Here is a 19737-nt window from a genome sequence, read left to right as displayed (position 1 = left end):
GACCCTCGCGGACGCGGGCTGCGAGCGTCAGAGCGAGAAGGAGTACCCGCCGGAGGCGCGGGTCGCGGTGGCGAGGTCGGCCGTGTGCCGGTCGTCGTTCACCTCGAGGGCCCGCAACAGGCGCCCCACCTCGCGGGCGGACTGCTTGCAGAAGCCGACGGCCAGGTGACGCTCCGCCTCGGAGTCGGCCCGCGCCTCCTGCAGGGCCGTCGAGGCCCGCGAGAGCACGGCCGTCTGCGCGTAGACGCCGCTCGCCGCGTCGGCGAGGCGCTTCTGCACGAGCTGCTTCTCCTGCACCTTCTTGCCGTGCTTGCGGAGCGCCCCCTCGGTGCGCTCGCGCAGCCGCGACACCTGGTCGCCCAGCTCTGCGGCCTGCTTCGCGAGCGCCGGGTGGACCCCGACCGGGCGGTCGGGCCTGATGCGGCGCTGCACGCGGCCGGCGACGTACGGTGCGAGGACCCCCAGGGCCCGCCCGGGGTCGCCGATGCTGAGGGACGCGACGTCGGGCAACTCCTCACTGAGCGTCTTCAGGCCGTTGAGGGCGACGAACGCGCGCAGGACGTCGTTTGCCCCCTCGAAGATCGGGAAGATCCGGAAGTCGCGCAGCGCCTTCGACAGCGGATGGTCCGCCATGTAGGCCTCGCCGCCGTGCAGCTGCACGGCCCGGTTCAGCGCGTACCAGCCGGTGTCGCTGGCGGCGACCTTGGTCATGGCCGACTCGAGGGCGAAGTCGGTGTCGCCCCGGTCGACGAGGCCGGTGGTCAGGTACGACATCGACTCGATGCCGTAGATCTGGCGCGTCATCCAGGCGAGCTTGTCGCCGACCATCTCGAAGTCGGCGAGCGGCCTGCCGAACTGGTGTCGCGCCTCCGTGTGCTCGAGGCTCAGCTCGAGGAACCTCTTCATGCCGCCCGCGATGGCCGTTCCCATCGACATGCGGCCGTTGTTGAGCGTGTTGACCGCGATGCGGAATCCGTCGCCCGGCTCGCCGAGCAGGTTCTCGGCGGGCACCCGGACGTCGGTGAAGCGCACGCGCTGCAGGTGGTTGGCCTTGAGGCCGTGGGTCTCGAAGCGCGGACCGGTGCTCAGCCCCTCCGTGCCCTTCTCGACGATCAGCGCGACGTGGCCGAGGTCGCTCTGCGCGAAGACCGTCAGGACGTCCTTGTCGCCGTTGCCGATCCAGCGCTTCTCGCCGTTGAGCACCCAGCTGCCGTCGGCCTGTCGTTCGGCCCGGGTCTCGAGGGCGTAGGCGTCGCTGCCGACGTTCGGCTCGGTGAGCACGAAGGCGGCGAGCTTACGGCCGCTGGCGAGGTCGGGCAGCCAGCGCGCCTTCTGGTCGTCGGTGCCGTAGAGGTGGAGCGGCTTCGTGCCGATCGACTGGTGCACGCCCATGACCGTGGCCAGGGTGCCGTCGACCCGCCCGAACTCCTCGTACACGCGGCAGTAGGCGCTCTGGCCGAGCCCGAGGCCGCCGTACTCCTCGGCCACGAAGAGCCCCATCAGGCCCCGCTCGCCCAGCTCGCGGACGGTGTCGTCGCCGATCCAGCCCTCGCGTTCGGCCTTCAGCGGGTCGTAGCCCGCGAGCACCTCGCGGGCGGACGCCGACACCGTCTCGACCTTCGCCTTCTCGGCCGCGGTCATCCCCGGGTAGGGGAAGACGAGCTCGGAGGCGATGCGCCCCGCGAAGAGCGACTTGGTGAACGAGGGCCGGACGGTTCGATCGACGCTGGTCATGGCACCGATGCTGTCGACGCCGCCGGGCGTGGACAACTCGGTTGTGCAGGTCCGACGAGCGGGCGGGGCGGGCGAGGGCGATGCGTTGTCGGGATGCTCGAACCGCGCGCGCACCCGACCCGGGCGGGCGGCCCGCGGCGACCTGGCATGGTTGACCCCATGTCCCGCATCATCTCCGGCTTCGCCGACAACCTCTCGCTCGTCGTCCCCAAGGTCGGGACGCGCCCCACGAGCGACCGGGTGCGCGAGGCGCTCTTCTCGTCGCTCGACGCCCGCGACGAGATCCGCGGTCGGCGCGTGCTCGACCTCTACGCCGGCACCGGGGGGCTGGGGCTCGAGGCCGCGTCGCGCGGGGCCGCGTCGGTCGTGCTGGTCGAGAAGGCACCGGCCGCGGCGAAGGTGCTGCGCCGCAACGTCGAGTCGGTGCTCGCCCGCGCACCCCGCCCGCCCCGGGGCGTTCCCCCACGTGTCGACGTCGTCGCCCAGCCCGTGCGGTCGTACCTCGAGGGCGGGTCGGCCCTCGTCGACCTCGTCTTCTTCGACCCGCCGTACGAGCTGTCGGCGGCCGACCTCACCGCCGACCTCGTCGCCCTGCTGCCCTCCCTCGACGAGCAGGCCCTGGTCGTCGTCGAACGCGCGTCCCGCGACGGCGAGCCCGGCTGGCCCGACGGCCTCAGCCTCGACGTGAAGAAGCAGTACGGCGACACGACCGTCTGGTTCGCGCTGCGCGACTGACCGGCGGTCCGGACCCGCCGAGCCGCGCCTCCCGGGCCCTCCCCGCCGAGGAGGCGCGGGTCGACTCGTCAGCCCTGTCCGCCGCCCCAGAGGCGGTACGGGTCCCACCCCCCGGCCTCGCCGAGGTCGGAACCGTCGAGGGTGACCCGGGGCGCGCCTCCTGCGAGGTCGCGGACCGTGCCGACGGCGCGGAAGCCGCCCGGCAGCGGCACGCCGGGCGGGAACGTGGCGAGGAGCGAGTGGTCCTCGCCACCCGAGAGCGCGACCCGCACGTCGTCGCCCAGGGCGGCGGTCGTCAGGTCGACCACGACGCCGCTGCCGCGGGCCACGCGCCCGGCGTCGAGGGCGAGGCCGTCGGACAGGTCGAGCATCGCGGTCGCGCCCGCGATCGCCGCGGAGCGACCGTCGGCGACGGGTGGCGTGGGGGCGAGGTGCCAGCCGACGTCGGGGTCGCGGGCGCGGAGGGCCGCGGCACGTCCGGCGTCGGGCCGCCCCTCGTGGTCGACGCCCAGGCCGAACAGCAGGTCGAGCCCCCGCGCGGACCGGCCGAGGGCCCCGGAGACCGCGACGACGTCACCGGGCCGGGCGCCGTCCCGCCGCACCGGGACGCGCCCCTCGAGGTCGCCGAAGGCCGTCACCGCGACCGTGAACGTGGGCGAGACGGACAGGTCGCCGCCGACGACGCCGGCGCCGGGGGCCATGAGCGCGCACCCCTCGCGCAGGCCGTCGGCGAACGCCTCGAGCTCGGCCACGGACGTGTCGCCGGGCACCGCGAGGGCGACGACGAGGGCCGTCGGCCGAGCACCCATCGCCGCGACGTCGGACAGGTTCGAGGCGGCCGCCTTCCAGCCGAGGTCGCGGGGCGTCGACCAGGCACGACGGAAGTCGGGGCCGTGCACCATCAGGTCGGTGGTCACGACGAACCGGCCGTCGGGGGCGGCCACGACGGCCGCGTCGTCGCCCGGGCCGAGCAGCGTGTCGTCACCGCGCGGCAGTCGAGGGAGGATGCGGGCCAGGGTGGCGAGCTCGCCGACGCCCTCGACGGTGTCGGCGCTGTCGGCGCTGTCGGCGGTGTCGGCGGTGGGCGCGTCGGCGTCGGCCGGGCGGGGGTCCGTGGAGCGTCGTTCCATGTGCTGAACGGTAGCCTGGATGCGATGTCGAACCCGTCCTGGCCCCGCGCCCCGCGCCTCCGTCCCGGCCTCCGCGTGGCGGCCCTGTCGCTCGTCGCCGTGGGCCTCGCGACGACCCTCGTCGGCTGCGCCCAGGCCGTGCCGATGCAGCCCGCCGACGGGGCCAACGACCCCTCGTGCGCCCAGGTCACCGTCCACCTGCCCGAGGTCGTCGACGACGGGCAAGGCCGCCGCGAGACCGACGCCCAGGCCACGGGCGCCTGGGGTTCGCCGACGAGCGTGTTGTTGCACTGCGGCGTCGAGACGCCCGCGGTGTCCGACCTGCCCTGCTACGACGTCCAGGGCGTCGACTGGCTGGTCGACCAAGACCCCGACGACGCCGAGACCTCGATCCTCACCACGTACGGCCGCGAGCCGGGCGTGCAGGTGATCGTCGACACCACCAAGGCCAACGGCGGCAACGTGCTGCGCGACCTGGCCGACGCGGTCGGCTACCTGCCGAACGACGGCAAGGCATGCGTCGGCGCCGGCGACCTGCCCGGGTCGGCCGGCTCGGCCGACGACCCCTCCGCGACGCCGACGCCCTGACGCCGGCCGGGCCGCGCGCTCGTCACGCCGCGGGCCCCCGCCTGCCCGCCGCACGCCACGTCCACGCCGCGCCGCGCCACGCCACGCCACGCCACGAAGTACACACGCCGCCACGAGATCTCGTGGCGACGTGTGTACTTCGTGGCGTGGTGCCTGCGGAAGGCGGTCAGCGCTCGGTCTCGAGGCCGAGCACGATCAGCTCGTCGATCAGTTCGGGGTAGCTGAGGCCGCTCGCGAGCCAGCAGGCGGGGAACATCGAGATCGGTGTGAAGCCGGGCATGGTGTTGATCTCGTTGATCACCCAGCCGGCGTCGGTGAGGAAGAAGTCGACGCGCGCGAGACCGGTGCCGTCGATGGCCTCGAAGGCGAGGGCGGCGAGCCGCTGCATCTCGGCCAACTCGTCGGGCGAGAGGTGCGCGGGGCAGACCAGGTCGGCTCCGGGCGCGCCGAGGTACTTCGACTCGAAGTCGTAGAACGTGTCGCCCGCGAGGACGATCTCGCCGGCGACCGAGGTGCGGGGCGCCGCTCCCCCGCGCCCGCCGAGCACGGCGCACTCGATCTCGCGTCCGACGACGGCGGATTCGACGAGCACCTTGTGGTCTTCCGCGAAGGCCTTCGCCATGGCGCGGTCGAGGTCGGAGGCCGAGTCGACGCGCGAGACCCCGACGCTCGACCCGGCCCGGGCGGGCTTGACGAACACGGGGTAGCCGAGCGCCTCGACGTCGGCGGCGACACGCTCGCGCGCGGCCTCCCAGTCGCGGCGGCGGACGGTCCGCCACGGGGCGACGGCCACCCCGGCCGCCTGCAGGACGGTCTTGGTGAAGTGCTTGTCCATGCCGAGCGACGAGGCGAGCACACCCGCCCCGACGTAGGGCAGGCCCGTCAGCTCGAGCAGGCCCTGGACCGTGCCGTCCTCACCGAAGGGACCGTGCAGGATGGGGAACACCACGTCGACCTCGCCCAGCAGGCGGGTGGTGCCGTCCGCCTCGGTGACGGTCAGCCCACGGGTGGTGGCCGACTCGGGCCAGTGCACCCGGGTGCCGTTGTCGACGACCGTCGGCAGGGTCTCGGCGTCCAACGCGAACCGCGACGCGTCGTCCGGCTGCAGGGTGAAGGCGCCCTCGGCCGTGATGCCGACCGGCACCACCTCGTACCGCTCGCGGTCGATCGCCGAGAGGACTCCCCCGGCCGTCGCGCAACTGATCGAGTGCTCGCTGGACCGACCGCCGAACAGGACGACCACGACGGTCTTCGGCGTGCCGAGCGACGAGGAGGCGGTCGTGGCGGGGTGGGTCGTCGGAGTCGGGTCGTTGGTCGCCATGCAGGGGCCTCTCTTCGGTGTCACGGCCCACGGGCCGACCCGCGGTGGCGGGCTCTGGTGGTCGCACGCCCCGGCGGTGACGACCTCGCGGTCACTCGCCCTGCGGCTCGTCCGTCTCGGTGAGGTGCGGGGCGATGTTGCGCGGGTCCAGCGTACCGGCGAGCACCTCGGCCACCTGCTGGACGATGGGCATGTCGACGCCCCGCGACCGGGCCAGTTCGAGGATGGGGGCCACCGAGGCCAGTCCCTCGGCGGTCTGGTTCATCTGACGCACCACGTCGCCAAAGGCGTAGCCCTGGCCGAGCAGCCGGCCGGCCGTGTTGTTGCGCGACAGCGGCGACTCGCAGGTGGCGATGAGGTCGCCCAGCCCGGCGAGCCCCGCCAGGGTCTCGGCCTTGGCCCCGAACGAGACGGCGAACGCGGTCATCTCGGCCAGGCCCCGCGTGATGATCGACGCCTTCGTGTTCTCGCCGTAGCCGACCCCGTCGACGATGCCGATGGCGACGGCGATGAGGTTCTTCAGCACGCCCCCGAACTCGGTGCCGATCACGTCGGTGTTGACGAACGACCGGAAGTACGGGTTGGTGGCGGTGGCCGCCACCGAGGTGGCGGTCTCGAGGCTGTGGGACGACACCACGGCGGCCGTCGGCTGACGCTTGGCGATCTCGAGCGCGAGGTTCGGCCCGGACGCGACGGCGATCAGGTCGCGCTCGATGCCCAGCTCGGCCTCGATGACCTCGCTCATGCGGAGCCCGGTGGCCTTCTCGACGCCCTTCATCAGGCTGACGACCGGCACCCCGCCGGGCACGAGGCCACGGATGGCCGTGAGGTTCTCGCGCAGCGTCTGGCTCGGCACCGACAGGTAGACCTGCTCGGCCCCGGCAAGGGCCTGCTCGACCGACGGGGTGGCGACGAGCGTCCGGGGCAGGTTGATGCCCGGCAGGTAGTCGCTGTTGCGCTTGCTCTCGGTGATCTCGCGGGCCACCTCGGGGCGGCGGGCCCACAGCGTGACGTCGGCGCCGCCCTCGGCGAGCACCTTCGCGAAGGTCGTGCCCCAGCTGCCCGACCCGAGCACGGCGACCCGACGGGGGATCGCCTCGCGCATGACGATCGAGATCGCCTCGGTCGTGACCGCCCCTTCGCCGAGGGCCTCGATGGCGCCTTCGCGCGATTCGGAGCTACTCAAAGCGGCCCGTCTCCTTCTGGTGGTTCTTGGCGGGGTTCCACCGCTCGGCCGGAGCCTCGTCGTGCCGCAACCGCTCGACCAGCACGGTGATGGCGTCCATCACGCGAGCCGTGGCCGCCGTGACGGACGCCTGGTCGAGGGGCCGGTCGCGGTAGGCCGAGAGGTCGACGGGGTCGCCGATGACGACGGTGATGCGTTTGCGGGGGAAGGCGTGCAGCCTGCTCGAGTAGCGCCCCATCAGGTGCTGACTGCCCCAGTGGGCCATGGGGATGAGCGGGACGCCTGCCGCGAGGGCGAGGCGGACGGCCCCGCTCTTGCCCTTCATCGGCCAGAGGTCGGGGTCGCGGGTCAGCGTGCCCTCGGGGTAGACGATCACGCCGCCTCCGCTGGCGACGAGGGTGCGCCCCGCCGCGAGGGGGTCGTTGTCGTGGGTGCGTCCGGCCCGTTCGACCGGGATGTGCCCCATGGCGTGCATCATCCGGCCGAAGACCGGCACACGGAACAGGGAGGCCTTGGCCAGGAACCTCGGAACGCGGCCGAGGGCCCACATGACCCGCCCCACCACGACCGGGTCGATGTTCGTGTAGTGGTTCGGCGTCAGGACGAACGCACCCTCGGCCGGCAGCTTGTGACCGTCGACGATGTCGATCGAGGCCATGAGGTCGAAGAGCGGTGCCGCGGGCGTCGCCAGGGTGCGGAAGAAGGCGCCCTTCTCCTTGCGACGCCCTCGCGCCGGGACCGGGACGACGGGGGCGTCGGGGTCGGCTGTCGACACCGGCCGATCAGCCCTTGAAGTCGAAGTCGGCGCCGAGCTTGCGCAGCTTCGCGATGAAGTGCTCGTACCCGCGGCTGATGATGCCGACGTTGCTGATCTTCGACTCGCCCTCGGCGGTCAGGGCCGCGATGAGGTGGCTGAACCCGCCGCGCAGGTCGGGAACGCGGATGTCGGCGCCGTGCAGGGCCGTCGGGCCGTTGATGACGGCGGCCTGTTCGAACTCGCGACGAGCGACGCGACGGTCGTGGTCGGGCAGGCCGTCCTTGTGCACCGTGATGTCGGCACCCATGTCGTTGAGCGCCTCGGTGAACTGGAAGCGGTTCTCGTAGACCGTCTCATGGACGACCGAGGTGCCCTGGGCCTGCGTGAGCGCGACGATCAGGGGCTGCTGCCAGTCGGTCATGAAGCCCGGGTGCACGTCGGTCTCGACGACGACCGGCTTGAGCTCGCCACCCGGGTGGAAGAAGCGGATGCCGTCCTCGTGGACGTCGAAGTCGCCGCCCACCTTGCGGAAGACGTTCAAGAACGTCATCAGGTCCTTCTGGTCGGCACCCTCGACGAAGATGTCGCCCTTGGTCGCCAGTGCGGCCGAGGCCCAGCTCGCGGCCTCGTTGCGGTCGTTGATGGCCCGGTGCGTGTAGCCCCGGAGCTTCTCGACGCCCTCGATGAAGATGACGCGGTTCGGCTCGACCGAGACGACCGCGCCCATCTTCTGCAGGATCGCGATGAGGTCCATGATCTCGGGCTCGATCGCGGCGTTGCGCAACTCGGTGACGCCCTTCGCGAGCACGGCGGTGAGCAGCACCTGCTCGGTCGCACCCACGCTCGGGTAGGGCAGCTCGATGTTGGCACCGGTCAGCCCGTTCGGGGCCGTGAGGTGGATGCCGTTGTACGACTTGTCGACGACGGCGCCGAAGGCCCGCAGGGCGTCGAGGTGGAAGTCGATCGGTCGGTCACCGATGCGGCAGCCGCCGAGGTCGGGGATGAAGGCCTCGCCGAGGCGGTGCAGCAGCGGACCGCAGAACAGGATCGGGATGCGGCTCGACCCGGCGTGGGCGTCGATCTCGGCGAAGTGGGCGCTCTCGACGTTCGAGGGGTCGAGGATCATCTCGCCGCGGGCCGGATCGGTGATGCGCACGCCGTGAACGGAGAGCAGCCCGCGGACGACGTTGACGTCGCTGATGTCGGGGACGTCCTTGAGGATGCTCGGGGTGTCGCCCAGCAGCGCCGCGACCATCGCCTTGGTGGCGAGGTTCTTCGCGCCCCGAACCTCGATGCGACCGATGAGCGGCTTGCCGCCCCGGATGACGATCTCATCGGAGGTCAGCCCCACACGGGCACCTGCTGCTGCTGCGTCTTGGACGAGAGAGTTCACTTACTTCACCGGCAATGTCTTCGGGCGCCAGGCGGCGCGGCGGGTTTCGAATTCTGTGATGGCCGCTTCGTCGCGGAGGGTCAGGCCGATGTCGTCGAGGCCTTCGAGGAGACGCCACTTAGTGTAGGCATCGACTTCGAATCCGACGGTGAGGCTGCCGACCGTGGCGGTCTGCGCCTCGAGGTCGACCGTGATCTCGACGCCCGGGTGCTGGTCGATCTCGGCCCAGATCCGCTCGACGTCGTCTTCGGCGACGGCCGCGGCGAGCAGCCCCTGCTTGCCGGAGTTGCCGCGGAAGATGTCGCCGAAGCGCGAACTGATGACGACGTCGAACCCGAAGTCGCGCAGGGCCCAGACGGCGTGCTCGCGGCTCGATCCGGTGCCGAAGTCGGGGCCCGCGACGAGGACGCGCGCACCCTGGAACGCCGGCCGGTTCAGCACGAACTCGGGGTCGTTGCGCCAGCCGAAGAACAGGGCGTCCTCGAAGCCGGTCTTCGTGACCCGCTTCAGGAACTGGGCGGGGATGATCTGGTCGGTGTCGACGTTCGAGCGCTTGAGGGGCGCGGCGACACCCGTGACGGTGGTGAACTTCTGCATCAGAGGGCCCCAGCTCGTGCGGTGCCGTCGGCGAGGACGGGTTCGGCGGTCGAGCCGGCGTCGGCCGGTGCCGCGGCGTCGTCGGCCTGGAGGTCCCACGGCGACGAGAGGGTGCCGCGGACGGCGGTCGCCGCGGCGACGAGCGGCGAGACGAGGTGCGTCCGACCGCCCTTCCCCTGGCGACCCTCGAAGTTGCGGTTCGACGTCGACGCGCAGCGTTCGCCGGGGGCCAGCTGGTCGGGGTTCATGCCGAGGCACATCGAGCACCCGGCGAACCGCCACTCGGCGCCGAAGTCGGTGAACACCTTGTCGAGCCCCTCGGCCTCGGCCTCGAGCCGGACACGGGCCGAGCCCGGGACGACCATGACGCGGACGCCCTCGGCCTTCGTGCGGCCCCGGATGATCGACGCGAACGCCCGCAGGTCTTCGATGCGGCTGTTGGTGCACGAGCCCATGAACACGGCGTCGACCGGGATGGCCTTCATCGGGGTGCCGGCCTCGAGGGCCATGTACTCGAGGGCGCGCGTCGCTGCGGCCTTCTCGTTCGGGTCGACGACGGCCTCGGGATCGGGCACGGAGTCGCTCAGCGACACGCCTTGACCAGGGTTGGTGCCCCAGGTGACGAACGGCTCGAGGGTGTCGGCGTCGAGGAAGATCTCGGCGTCGAAGACCGCGTCGTCGTCGGTGGGCAGGGTGTCCCAGTAGGCGACCGCCTCGTCCCAGTCGGCACCCGACGGAGCGTGCGGCCGACCCTGCAGGTAGTCGTAGGTGGTCTGGTCGGGTGCCACCATGCCCGCGCGGGCGCCGGCCTCGATCGACATGTTGCAGATGGTCATGCGCCCCTCCATCGAGAGGGAGCGGATCGCGCTGCCGCGGTACTCGAGCACGTAGCCCTGCCCACCGCCGGTGCCGATCTGGGCGATGACCGCCAGGATGATGTCCTTCGCGGTGACGCCCGGCCGGAGCGTGCCCTCGACCGTGACCGCCATCGTCTTGAACGGCTTGAGCGGCAGCGTCTGCGTCGCCATGACGTGCTCGACCTCGCTCGTGCCGATGCCGAACGCCATGGCCCCGAAGGCCCCGTGCGTCGACGTGTGCGAGTCGCCGCAGACGACGGTGATGCCCGGCATCGTGAGGCCGAGCTGAGGGCCGACGACGTGCACGATGCCCTGCTCGGCGTCACCCAGCGGGTGCAGGCGGACGCCGAACTCGGCCGTGTTGCGGCGGAGAGTCTCGATCTGGGTCCGGCTGGTGAGGTCGGCGATCGGCTTGTCGATCGCCAGGGTCGGCGTGTTGTGGTCCTCGGTCGCGATGGTGAGGTCGGTGCGACGCAACGGCCGACCGGCCTGACGCAGACCGTCGAACGCCTGGGGGCTGGTGACCTCGTGGACGAGGTGGAGGTCGATGTAGAGAAGGTCGGGGGCGCCGTCTTCGCCCTTGACGACGACGTGGTCGTCCCACACTTTCTCGGCCAGCGTCCTACCCACGGGCACGCCCCTTCTGCTCTGTCGACGTCGAGATGATCCGAGGAGTCTACGCCAGTGCCTCAGGCGCCTCCTCCGTCGATCGAGGGGTGGAACCCCACCCCGGCGACGGCCATTCCCGATGCGCCCGACGGTCGCGGCGAGCGCCCGGTGCGGGGGCTCCGAATAGCATGACGACACCCGTCGGTCGGACGACGGGTGCGCTCGACGAGGAGGCCGACCCATGAGCCACCCCGACCGCGCCCGTGACCACCCCCGGGAGGCGCGGGTCGCCGGCCGCTGGCACCGCGCCTCCCCGGCTCGTCGCCTGGCCTCCGTGCTGGGCGCCCTGGTCGTGGCGACCGCGCTCGTGGCCGCGGGGGCGGTCTCGGTGGCACCCGACTACGGCGACGGCCGCCCCTGGACCGGGCTCGCCGTGGACGACCTGAGGCGGTCACCGGACGCGACCGGCTGGACGCTCGACCTCGCCGCGACCCTGGCCCCGGACGCCCCCCGACGGTGTCTCAACTTCTGGACGTCCCCGGCGGTCGACGGGCTCGTGGCCGTCGGCACCTCGGTCGACCTCGACTTCGGCGACGCCCTGGGGTCGCCGGCGTGTCGCTCATACGCCTCGGAGGCGACCACGAGCCTGATCGCCCTGGTCGAGACGGCCACGGGCACCGTCCGGTGGGTGCACGACCTGGCACGGGACGTGCCCGACACGGACGCGCTGAGCATCCCGGCGACCCAGGTCGTGCCCGCCGCGGGACGCGTGCTCGTGCAGACCCAGACCACGGGTGCCACGGTGCTCGCCGCGCTCGACCTGCGGGACGGGTCGCTGGTCGAGTCGACGCGTGGCCGGCGAGACCTGCCGAGCGTCAGCGTCGACTCGCGCGGGCCGCTGCAGCTGCGCACCTTCTCTGGCATCGCGGGGTCGGGCGACCGGTACCAGCTGGTCGAGGCCTCCCGCCTCGACGACCCGGTGTGGGAGGGCGGCGTCGACTCGGGCAGCACGCCGGCGCTGCTGGACGCCGGGGCCCTGGTCTCGCAGGGCGGCGAGACGGTGTTCGTCGACGGCACGACGGGCCGGGAGCGACCGTTCGCGGCGTCCCCCGACGTGATCGCGGTCCCCCCGGCGGGAGCCGTCGTCGCGACGGACGACGGCCGTCGCGTCGTCGCCTTCGGCATCGAGTTCACGCGGGCGAACGGCACGGTGTCGGCCCTCGACGAGAGGGGAGACGCCGTGTGGAGCCGCCCGACGAGCGGGCGTCGGCTGGCCGTCACGCCGTCCTGCCTGGTCGTCGTCACCCGCGACGACACGGCGGCGGAATGCCTCGACCCGCGCGACGGCGACGTGCGGTGGGACACCGACCTGGGCGCGCCGTTCGCGGTCGAGGCGGTGCCGGGCCAGCGGGGCGACGAGGTGTTCGTCGTCGTGCAGCGAGAGGGCGGGTCGCGGTTGCTCGCCCTCGACGGCACGGACGGGCACACCCGGTTCAGCTCGGCCGTGGGGCTGCTCGACGACCTCTCGGCGGCGGGCCGGTCGGTCCTCTACCTCGAGACGGACGACGGCCGGTCGTCCGGGCGTGACGTGGCCGCCCTCGACCTGGCCGACGGGCGTCCCCTCTGGTCGACGTCGACGTCCGGCACCGTGGTGTTCTGGGGCGGACACCTCGTGCGCATCGACGAACGGGGCGTGGCCCGGCGCCTCGTCGACACCGCCCGCGTCGGGGCGACCTCGTGAGGGCGGGACGGCGCCTGACGGTGGCCTACGCGGCCCTGGCACTGGCGACCCTCGTGACGACGGTGGTCGTCGCGCCGACCCAGCCCGGGTACGGCGGCGAGGCCCCCTGGCAGGGCGTCGCCGTCGACGACCTCAGACAGCAGCCGACCACGTCCGGCTGGCGGGTCGACCTGCGGGCAGCCCTCGCCCCCGGCGCCCCGGCCGAGTGCCTGCGGTACCGGTCGACGCCCGTCGACCAGGGGCTGGCCCTCGTCAGTGCCGCCGGGGCCTGGACCTACGGCTTCGCGAACGACGGCGACTGCGCCACGCCGACCCAGGGGGTGGGCACGCGCATCGGTGCGCTCGACGTCGACCGGGGGGCGTTCCGCTGGGTGCACGACGTCGCCGACGACGTCGAGGCGACGGGGCTGACCGGCCCGGCCCTGGTGTCGTCCGTCTCGACGGTGGACGGCACCGGGCTCGTGCTCGTCCGCGCGACCGTCGACGGCGAACAGGTGCTGACGACCCTCTCGGTCGAGACCGGCCGGCCGGTCGACGTCGTCGCGACCGGTACGGCGGGCGACGGCGACCAGTTCCAGACCGCGGGCGCCGTCGTGGTCACCGGTCGGCAGCAGGGGGTCGGCGGCGTCTACCGGTACGAACTGCGTGACGCCCGCGACCTCGGCCGGGTCGTCTGGAGCGGCGCCGCCTCGACCGCGGGCGTCGCGCTGGCCCTGAGCGACCGCCTCGTCGTCGCCCGGGCCGGCGGGTCGGTGCAGGTCGACCTGGCCACGGGCGTCGAGCGACCGTGGGCCGCAAGGCTCGACCGCCTGGTCGGCTACGTCGTCCACGACGACGTCGTCTACGCCCCCCGAGGAGGCGCGGCCACCGGACGAGGAGACGCCGGCTTCGTCGCGTTGGCCGCCGACGGCGAACGCCTCTGGAGCTCGGACCGCGACGTCCGGGGCGGGTACTCGGTGACCCGGACCTGCCTCGCCGTGACCGACGTCCGGTCACGGACCGTGACCTGTCTCGACCTCGCCACGGGCGAGGTGCGGTGGCGTGACCCGGCGTCGAGTTCCTCCGCCGTGGACGGCCTGCCGGGCCAGACCGACGACCGGGTCTTCGCGACGGCGACGGCGGCGGGGCCCGGCCCCGTCGTCGTCCGCGTCCTGGACGGGACGACCGGCTCGGCGGGTGCCCGGGTCTCGCTGCCCGACGGGGCGGTGCTCGCCGCGGCGGGCCGCACGGTCGGCTACGCCCTGGCCTACGGCAGTTCGGGCGGGCGGTCGACCCTCGTGGCCTTCGACCTCTCGAGCGGACGTCCGTTGTGGCAGCACGCCGCGCAGCTGCAGGTCTACGCCTGGGCGGGCCGGCTGGTCGACGTCGACGTGGACGGGGTCGCCCGCGAGCTCGTCGCGCCCGACCGGGTGGTGGTCCAGCCGGGCTCGACCGGGGCCTGACCACGCCACCGCGTTCGAACATGCGTTCGATCCGTGACGTAGGCTGTCGGCATGAGCCTCGCCTTCACCGCCTCGCTGTTCGACGGGCTGTCCGACGGGCCCGACCTGGCGCCGCTCGCCGGGCGGGTCGACCACCTCGACCTGGGCGAGGGCGCCTGGCTCGACGTCGTCCCGGCCTGGGCGTCGCAGTCGGACGCCCTGTTCGAACGCCTCGTGACCGACGTCCCGTGGCGGGCCGACCGACGACAGATGTACGACCGCGTGGTCGAGGTGCCCCGACTGGTCTCGTCCTACGACGCGGGCGACCCGCTGCCCGACCCCGTCCTGGCCAGGGCCCGCGACGACCTCAACGCCTACTACGCCGACGAGCGCGGCGCCCCGCCCGAGCAGCGGTTCGAACGGGCCGGGCTCTGCTTCTACCGCACGGGCGACGACAGCATCGCCTGGCACGGCGACCACGTGGGGCGGACGATCGACCGCGACACGATGGTCGGCATCCTCTCCCTCGGGGCGCCGCGCACGCTCGCGGTGCGCTCGCGCGCGACGGGGACCACCCGACGGTTCCCCCTCGGCCATGGCGACCTCCTGGTCATGGGCGGCAGCTGTCAGCGCACGCACGAACACGCCATCGCCAAGACGAAGAAGGCCGTCGGGCCGCGCATCAGCGTGCAGTTCCGGCCGATGTGGCCCGCCTGAACCCGCCCGGCGGGCGAGAGGGTCGCTGAGCGGGCCGGACGCCGGTCGCTCGTATGCTGTCCTCACGATCGACGACGAGGTGGACGAGGATGCCGGCAACCCGCGACGACGTGGCGCGTCTCGCGGGCGTCTCGTCGAGCACCGTCTCGTACGCCCTCAGCGGCCGGCGGACCATCTCGGCCGCCACGCGCCAACGCGTCGAGCGGGCGATGGCCGAGCTCAACTACACGCCCAACGCGTTCGCCCGCGGGCTGGCGGGTGCCCGGGGCGGCATCCTCGCGCTGCACTACCCGTACGGCCGCCGCGGGGTCACCTCGTCCGAGTTCGAGTACGTCGCGGCCGCCACCGACCGGGCGAGGCACCGCGGGTACCACCTCCTGCTCTGGTCCAACCCCATCGACGACGTCGAGGGCCTGGGCAGCCTGGTGAGCGAGGGCCTCGTCGACGGCGTCATCCTGATGGAGCTCACGGCGCACGACGACCGTGTGGCCGTGCTCTCGCGCTCCCGCCTCCCCTTCACCAACATCGGCCGCCCGGACGAGGCCGACGGGCTCTGGTTCGTCGACGCGGACTACGAGGCGCTGGTCCGCGTGGCCGTCGACCACGTCGCCGACCTCGGACACCGGCGGGTCTTCTTCCTCAGCCAAGCCGTCCAGTCGCCGGAACGGGGCTCCGGTCCGCTCGCGCGGGCCACCGCGGCGCTCGCGCGGCCCGCGCGGGAACGGCGGCTCGAGGTCGAGACGCACCTCGCCGAGAACTCCGTGCCGGGAGGTCGTGAGGCGTTCTCGGCGTTCGACTCGTCGCCGCTCCGGCCGACCGCCGTCATCGCGTTCAACGAGATGGCCCTCGCGGGCTTCGTGCAGGCCGCCGCGACCGCCGGTCGGCTGATCCCTGCGGACGTGACGGTGGTCGCGCTGAGCATCGGCGACCTGGCCGCCGAGATGACGTCTCCCCCGCTCACGACGGTCACCCCTCCGGGTGCGGAGATCGCCGCGGCCGCCGTCGACGACCTGGTCGACCGCATCGAGGGTCGCCGCGTCGAGGCGCCGCAGGTGCTCGTCAGGCCGCGGCTCACGGTGCGCGGGACGTCGGGCACCGCCTCGCGAGGCGACCGCCCGTAGCAGACGCGGTTGCGCGCCTCCTGCGAGTGTGTGACACTCATCGTCGACGCGCGTCGACGACGACGCGCGGCGGACGACGCCGACAGCACGGTCGTGGTCCGCCCTGGCAACTCAACGAGGAGAAACCCATGCGAGCATCCCTGCACCGCCGTTTCACGGGGCCCCTGGCCATCCTGGCGGCGTCGAGCTTCCTGTTGGCCGGATGCTCCGGCACGGCCGACCCCAACGACCCCAACGCCGGAGGCGCGGGTGCCGGAGACGTCGGGACGGCCGACGGCGTGGTCAACGTCTACGGCACGATCAACGGCGACGAGGCGACCCTCCTCGAGAAGTCGTGGGCCGACTGGGAGAAGGCCAACGACATCGACATCAAGTACACGGGTGACAAAGAGTTCGAGAAGCAGATCGGCATCAAGGTCCAGGGCGGCGACACCCCCGACCTGGCGATCTTCCCCCAGCCCGGGCTGCTGGCCGACACGGTCGCGTCCGGCAAGGTGCAGGAGCTGCCCGCCGACGCCCTCGCCAACGTCAAGGAGGGCTGGTCGGAGGACTGGCAGAAGTACGGGCAGGTCGACGGCACCCAGTACGGCGCCCCGCTCATGGCCAGCGTCAAGGGCTACGTCTGGTACTCCCCGGCCAAGTTCGAGGAGTGGGGCGTCGAGGTGCCCAAGACCTACGACGACCTCGTCGCCCTGTCGAAGACCATCCAGCAGAAGACCGGCGGACCGTCGTGGTGCGCCGGGTTCAACTCGGGCGAGGCCTCCGGCTGGCCCGGCACCGACTGGGTCGAGGACCTCGTCCTGCGCGAGGCCGGACCCGACGCGTACGACTCGTGGGTCGCGGGCGACACGAAGTTCACCGACCCCGAGATCAAGGACGCGTTCGACTCCGTCGGCGAGATCCTGCTCGACCCCGACCTCGTCAACGCCGGCTACGGCGACGTGAAGTCGATCAACTCGACGGCCTTCGGCGACGTCGCCACCAACGTGGCGAACGGCAGCTGCGCCCTGACCCACCAGGCCTCGTTCTTCGAGGGCTTCCTCACCGCCGCGAACAACGCGTCCGGTCAGCCCGCCACGGTCGCCGAGGACGGCGACGTCTGGGCCTTCCTCACCCCGCCGATGAAGGAGGACGACCCCGCCGCCGTCACCGGTGGTGGTGAGTTCGTCGCCGCGTTCTCGAACGACGACGACACCGCCAAGGTCCAGGCCTACCTCGCCAGCGCCGACTGGGCGAACAGCCGCGTCTCGCTGGGCGGCGTCATCTCGGCCAACAAGGGCCTCGACCCCGAGAACGCCGGCAGCGACCTGCTGAAGGGCGCCGTCGAGATCCTGCAGGGCACCGACACCACCTTCCGCTTCGACGGTTCCGACCTGATGCCCAAGTCCGTCGGTTCCGACAGCTTCTGGAAGGGCATGGTCGACTGGATCGACGGCACCGACACGGACTCGGTGCTGAAAGAGATCCAGGCCGGCTACACCTCGTAACAGCCGCGTCTCAGGGGCCACCGCGAGTCGGTGGCCCCTGACCCCGCGCCCGACCGCCGTCCCCGGCGGCGGTGGACGGTCGCGCCCTGTTCGGACCCGAACGTGAAAGGACAGAGATGTCCAGCTTCTTCCAGTGGTTGGCGGGAATCCCGCCCCTGGCCCAGATCCCCCTGATCCTCGTCGCCTTCGCCGCCCTCGTGGCCGTCGTGCTCGTCTTCGTCGAGTTCGCGCCTCGACGCGGTCCGCAGTACACGATCATCCGCCTCGCGGTCTGCGTCGTCGTCCCGGTGGTCGTCCTCCTGGCCTTCGGCCTCTACAACTCGGTGATCTGGGTCGCCGCGATCGCCGCCGTCCTCGGCGGTGGGCTGTTCCTGCTGGACTACCGCTCGAAACGCGGCGCCGGCTACTCGCTCCAGCTCATCGCGTTCATGACGCCCGCCGTGTTCTTCCTGATCATCGGGCTCATCTACCCGACGATCACCACCGCCGGGCAGGCCTTCATGAAGAACGACGGCTCGGGCTTCGCCGGGCTCGACAACTTCGTCTGGGTCTTCACGAGCCCCGACGGCCTGACCGCCTTCGGCAACACGCTGATCTGGGTGCTGCTGGCCCCGATCACCGCCACGGCGATCGGCCTCGCCTACGCCGTCTTCATCGACAAGAGTCGCGGCGAGAAGTTCTTGAAGCTGCTCGTCTTCATGCCGATGGCCATCTCGTTCGTCGGCGCCTCGATCATCTTCAAGTTCTTCTACGACATCCGCCAGGGCGACCAGATCGGCCTGCTGAACGGCATCCTCGTCGCCTTCGGCGGCCAGCCCGTCGACTGGCTCGGCCTCGAACCGTGGAACACCCTGCTGCTCGTCGTCGTGCTCATCTGGACGCAAGCCGGCTTCGCCATGACGGTGCTGTCGGCGGCCATCAAGGGCGTCCCGGCCGAACAGCTCGAGGCGGCGTCGCTCGACGGCACCAACGGCTTCCAGGCGTTCCGGCACATCACCGTGCCCGGCATCCGCACGACCATCATCGTCGTGCTCACGACGATCTCGATCGCCTCGTTGAAGGTCTACGACATCGTCTCGGCCATGACCGGCGGCCGCAACGACACGACCATCCTCGCGTTCGAGATGGTCCGGCAGTTCCAGCTCGGCAGCCGCACCGGCTACAGCTCGGCCCTGGCGGTCATCCTGTTCGTCCTCGTCCTGCCGATCGTCGTCTACAACGCCCGCCAGATCCAGAAGCAGAGGGAGATCCGATGAGCGCCACACCCACCCCGATCGGGGTCGCCGTCGGCTCGGGCACCGAGCGTCAGCTGAAGCGAGGCGCCGCCCGCATCGAGAGCTCGAGCGGCAAGCTCAAGCGCGGCACGACGAGCCGCGGTGCCACGATCGCCGCCCTGGTGATCGCCGTCGTCTGGACCCTGCCCACCGCGGGGTTGTTCATCTCGTCCTTCCGGCCGGCGAACGACATCAAGACCACCGGCTGGTGGACCGTCTTCGCCAACCCCGGCTTCACGTTCGACAACTACGTGAACGCCCTGAACTCGGGCGACAGCCTCACCCTCGGCAAGGCGTTCCTGAACTCGTTGGTCATCACCCTGCCCGCGGCGCTCATCCCCATCACGATCGCGAGCCTCGCGGCGTACGCCTTCGCCTGGATCGAGTTCAAGGGCCGCAACACGCTCTTCGTGCTCGTGTTCGCCTTGCAGATCGTCCCGATCCAGATGGCACTGGTGCCGTTGCTCCGACTCTTCTCGGACGGCCTGCGGATCGGCGGGCTGTACATCTTGCCGGGGCTCGGCGTGAACGGCCTCGACGGGTCGTACGCCAAGGTCTGGATCGCCCACACGATCTTCGCCCTCCCCCTCGCCATCTTCATGCTGCACAACTTCGTCTCGGAGATCCCGGCCGAGGTGATCGAGGCCGCCCGCATGGACGGCGCCGGCCACGGCCAGGTGTTCTTCCGGATCGTGCTCCCCTTGTCGATGCCCGCGATCGCCTCGTTCGGCATCTTCCAGTTCTTGTGGGTGTGGAACGACCTGCTCGTGGCGACCGTCTTCACCTCGGGGCAGGGGTTGCCGATCACGAAGGCCCTGCAGGACCTCTCGGGATCGTACGGCCAGTCGTGGGAGCTCCTGACGGCCGGGGCGTTCATCTCGATCATCGTGCCGCTGATCGTCTTCTTCGCCCTGCAGCGGTTCTTCGTCCGCGGCCTGCTGGCGGGCGCGACCAAGGGCTGAGACGACCCACCCGTTCGGCGACGGCCCGACGACGTCATCACGACGGAGTCGGGCCGTCCGTCGTCGTCGTGCCGGTGCCGGTGGCCGGAGCCGGTGCCGCCGCCGAT

The 19737-nt window shown here is 72.0% G+C and carries 17 protein-coding genes; 9 read left to right on the top strand and 8 right to left on the bottom strand.

Going from position 1 to position 19737, the window contains the following annotated elements; genetic code table 11:
- Window positions 1-27 precede the first annotated feature (27 nt).
- Window positions 28-1734, bottom strand: a complete 1707-nt coding sequence (locus tag AC3CCI_RS12840) for an acyl-CoA dehydrogenase family protein (protein WP_354593007.1) — start codon at window positions 1732-1734, stop codon at window positions 28-30.
- A gap of 159 nt (window positions 1735-1893) precedes the next feature.
- Here AC3CCI_RS12840 and rsmD point away from each other — a divergent pair, with 159 nt between their 5' ends.
- Complete coding sequence (gene rsmD, locus AC3CCI_RS12835; RefSeq protein ID WP_488627417.1) at window positions 1894-2469, top strand: 16S rRNA (guanine(966)-N(2))-methyltransferase RsmD; 576 nt, start codon at window positions 1894-1896, stop codon at window positions 2467-2469.
- A 68-nt stretch (window positions 2470-2537) separates the two neighbouring features.
- Here rsmD and thiL read toward each other — a convergent pair whose 3' ends face one another.
- A complete protein-coding gene (gene thiL, locus AC3CCI_RS12830) occupies window positions 2538-3599 on the bottom strand; it encodes a thiamine-phosphate kinase (RefSeq protein WP_488627416.1) in 1062 nt (353 codons plus the stop codon).
- Between the two features lie 24 nt (window positions 3600-3623).
- Between thiL and AC3CCI_RS12825 the strand changes: the two genes are divergently transcribed.
- On the top strand, window positions 3624-4187 hold the full coding sequence (locus AC3CCI_RS12825; RefSeq protein ID WP_488627415.1) for a DUF3515 family protein: 564 nt from the start codon (window positions 3624-3626) through the stop codon (window positions 4185-4187).
- A 166-nt stretch (window positions 4188-4353) separates the two neighbouring features.
- On the opposite strand, the gene AC3CCI_RS12820 is transcribed toward AC3CCI_RS12825, so the two are convergent.
- The 6 genes from AC3CCI_RS12820 to leuC all read right to left on the bottom strand — a co-directional run bounded on the left by AC3CCI_RS12820 (window position 4354) and on the right by leuC (window position 10928).
- Window positions 4354-5508 carry a D-alanine--D-alanine ligase family protein gene (locus AC3CCI_RS12820; protein WP_488627414.1) on the bottom strand — a complete coding sequence of 385 codons (1155 nt, stop codon included), beginning with the start codon at window positions 5506-5508 and terminating at the stop codon, window positions 4354-4356.
- 91 nt (window positions 5509-5599) lie between these two features.
- The gene (locus AC3CCI_RS12815; protein ID WP_354593311.1) at window positions 5600-6613 is read right to left on the bottom strand and encodes an NAD(P)H-dependent glycerol-3-phosphate dehydrogenase; all 1014 of its coding nucleotides are present in this window, start codon (window positions 6611-6613) and stop codon (window positions 5600-5602) included.
- 73 nt (window positions 6614-6686) lie between these two features.
- Window positions 6687-7469 (bottom strand): lysophospholipid acyltransferase family protein, encoded by a 783-nt coding sequence (locus AC3CCI_RS12810; RefSeq protein ID WP_488627413.1) that lies wholly within the window; start codon window positions 7467-7469, stop codon window positions 6687-6689.
- A gap of 7 nt (window positions 7470-7476) precedes the next feature.
- Window positions 7477-8844 (bottom strand): UDP-N-acetylglucosamine 1-carboxyvinyltransferase, encoded by a 1368-nt coding sequence (murA, locus tag AC3CCI_RS12805; protein WP_055971815.1) that lies wholly within the window; start codon window positions 8842-8844, stop codon window positions 7477-7479.
- Window positions 8845-9441: a 3-isopropylmalate dehydratase small subunit gene (gene leuD, locus AC3CCI_RS12800; RefSeq protein WP_488627412.1), complete on the bottom strand. Its 597-nt coding sequence runs from the start codon at window positions 9439-9441 to the stop codon at window positions 8845-8847.
- Window positions 9441-10928 carry a 3-isopropylmalate dehydratase large subunit gene (gene leuC, locus AC3CCI_RS12795; protein WP_354593015.1) on the bottom strand — a complete coding sequence of 496 codons (1488 nt, stop codon included), beginning with the start codon at window positions 10926-10928 and terminating at the stop codon, window positions 9441-9443. The genes leuD and leuC overlap by 1 nt, the downstream gene beginning before the upstream one ends.
- Window positions 10929-11148: 220 nt before the next feature.
- Between leuC and AC3CCI_RS12790 the strand changes: the two genes are divergently transcribed.
- From AC3CCI_RS12790 to AC3CCI_RS12760, 7 genes are all read left to right on the top strand, one after another.
- Window positions 11149-12648, top strand: a complete 1500-nt coding sequence (locus tag AC3CCI_RS12790) for an outer membrane protein assembly factor BamB family protein (protein WP_354593016.1) — start codon at window positions 11149-11151, stop codon at window positions 12646-12648.
- Window positions 12645-14090 (top strand): PQQ-binding-like beta-propeller repeat protein, encoded by a 1446-nt coding sequence (locus AC3CCI_RS12785; protein ID WP_354593017.1) that lies wholly within the window; start codon window positions 12645-12647, stop codon window positions 14088-14090. Before AC3CCI_RS12790 ends, AC3CCI_RS12785 begins: the two co-directional genes overlap by 4 nt.
- A gap of 51 nt (window positions 14091-14141) precedes the next feature.
- Entirely contained in the window at window positions 14142-14786 is a 645-nt protein-coding gene (locus AC3CCI_RS12780; RefSeq protein WP_354593018.1) for an alpha-ketoglutarate-dependent dioxygenase AlkB, read from the top strand.
- 89 nt (window positions 14787-14875) lie between these two features.
- Window positions 14876-15907, top strand: a complete 1032-nt coding sequence (locus AC3CCI_RS12775; RefSeq protein WP_354593019.1) for a LacI family DNA-binding transcriptional regulator — start codon at window positions 14876-14878, stop codon at window positions 15905-15907.
- Window positions 15908-16035: 128 nt separating this feature from the next.
- Window positions 16036-17394 carry an ABC transporter substrate-binding protein gene (locus AC3CCI_RS12770; protein ID WP_354593020.1) on the top strand — a complete coding sequence of 453 codons (1359 nt, stop codon included), beginning with the start codon at window positions 16036-16038 and terminating at the stop codon, window positions 17392-17394.
- Between the two features lie 116 nt (window positions 17395-17510).
- Window positions 17511-18650, top strand: a complete 1140-nt coding sequence (locus AC3CCI_RS12765; protein ID WP_354593021.1) for a carbohydrate ABC transporter permease — start codon at window positions 17511-17513, stop codon at window positions 18648-18650.
- The gene (locus AC3CCI_RS12760; protein WP_354593022.1) at window positions 18647-19630 is read left to right on the top strand and encodes a carbohydrate ABC transporter permease; all 984 of its coding nucleotides are present in this window, start codon (window positions 18647-18649) and stop codon (window positions 19628-19630) included. Before AC3CCI_RS12765 ends, AC3CCI_RS12760 begins: the two co-directional genes overlap by 4 nt.
- Window positions 19631-19737 lie beyond the last annotated feature (107 nt).

The sequence above is a fragment of the Frigoribacterium sp. CF331 genome, from assembly GCF_057787905.1.
The sequence above is the reverse complement of the archived record's forward strand: the minus strand, read 5'-3'. Positions and strand labels throughout refer to the sequence as shown.

Bases quoted from the DNA above. Each gene is read 5' to 3' on its own strand.
- AC3CCI_RS12840 (WP_354593007.1), bottom strand. From the start codon at position 1,734: ATGACCAGCGTCGATCGAACCGTCCGGCCCTCGTTCACCAAGTCGCTC.
- rsmD (WP_488627417.1), top strand. From the start codon at position 1,894: ATGTCCCGCATCATCTCCGGCTTCGCCGACAACCTCTCGCTCGTCGTC.
- thiL (WP_488627416.1), bottom strand. From the start codon at position 3,599: ATGGAACGACGCTCCACGGACCCCCGCCCGGCCGACGCCGACGCGCCC.
- AC3CCI_RS12825 (WP_488627415.1), top strand. From the start codon at position 3,624: ATGTCGAACCCGTCCTGGCCCCGCGCCCCGCGCCTCCGTCCCGGCCTC.
- AC3CCI_RS12820 (WP_488627414.1), bottom strand. From the start codon at position 5,508: ATGGCGACCAACGACCCGACTCCGACGACCCACCCCGCCACGACCGCC.
- AC3CCI_RS12815 (WP_354593311.1), bottom strand. From the start codon at position 6,613: ATGCGCGAGGCGATCCCCCGTCGGGTCGCCGTGCTCGGGTCGGGCAGC.
- leuD (WP_488627412.1), bottom strand. From the start codon at position 9,441: ATGCAGAAGTTCACCACCGTCACGGGTGTCGCCGCGCCCCTCAAGCGC.
- AC3CCI_RS12790 (WP_354593016.1), top strand. From the start codon at position 11,149: ATGAGCCACCCCGACCGCGCCCGTGACCACCCCCGGGAGGCGCGGGTC.
- AC3CCI_RS12780 (WP_354593018.1), top strand. From the start codon at position 14,142: ATGAGCCTCGCCTTCACCGCCTCGCTGTTCGACGGGCTGTCCGACGGG.
- AC3CCI_RS12775 (WP_354593019.1), top strand. From the start codon at position 14,876: ATGCCGGCAACCCGCGACGACGTGGCGCGTCTCGCGGGCGTCTCGTCG.
- AC3CCI_RS12770 (WP_354593020.1), top strand. From the start codon at position 16,036: ATGCGAGCATCCCTGCACCGCCGTTTCACGGGGCCCCTGGCCATCCTG.
- AC3CCI_RS12765 (WP_354593021.1), top strand. From the start codon at position 17,511: ATGTCCAGCTTCTTCCAGTGGTTGGCGGGAATCCCGCCCCTGGCCCAG.
- AC3CCI_RS12760 (WP_354593022.1), top strand. From the start codon at position 18,647: ATGAGCGCCACACCCACCCCGATCGGGGTCGCCGTCGGCTCGGGCACC.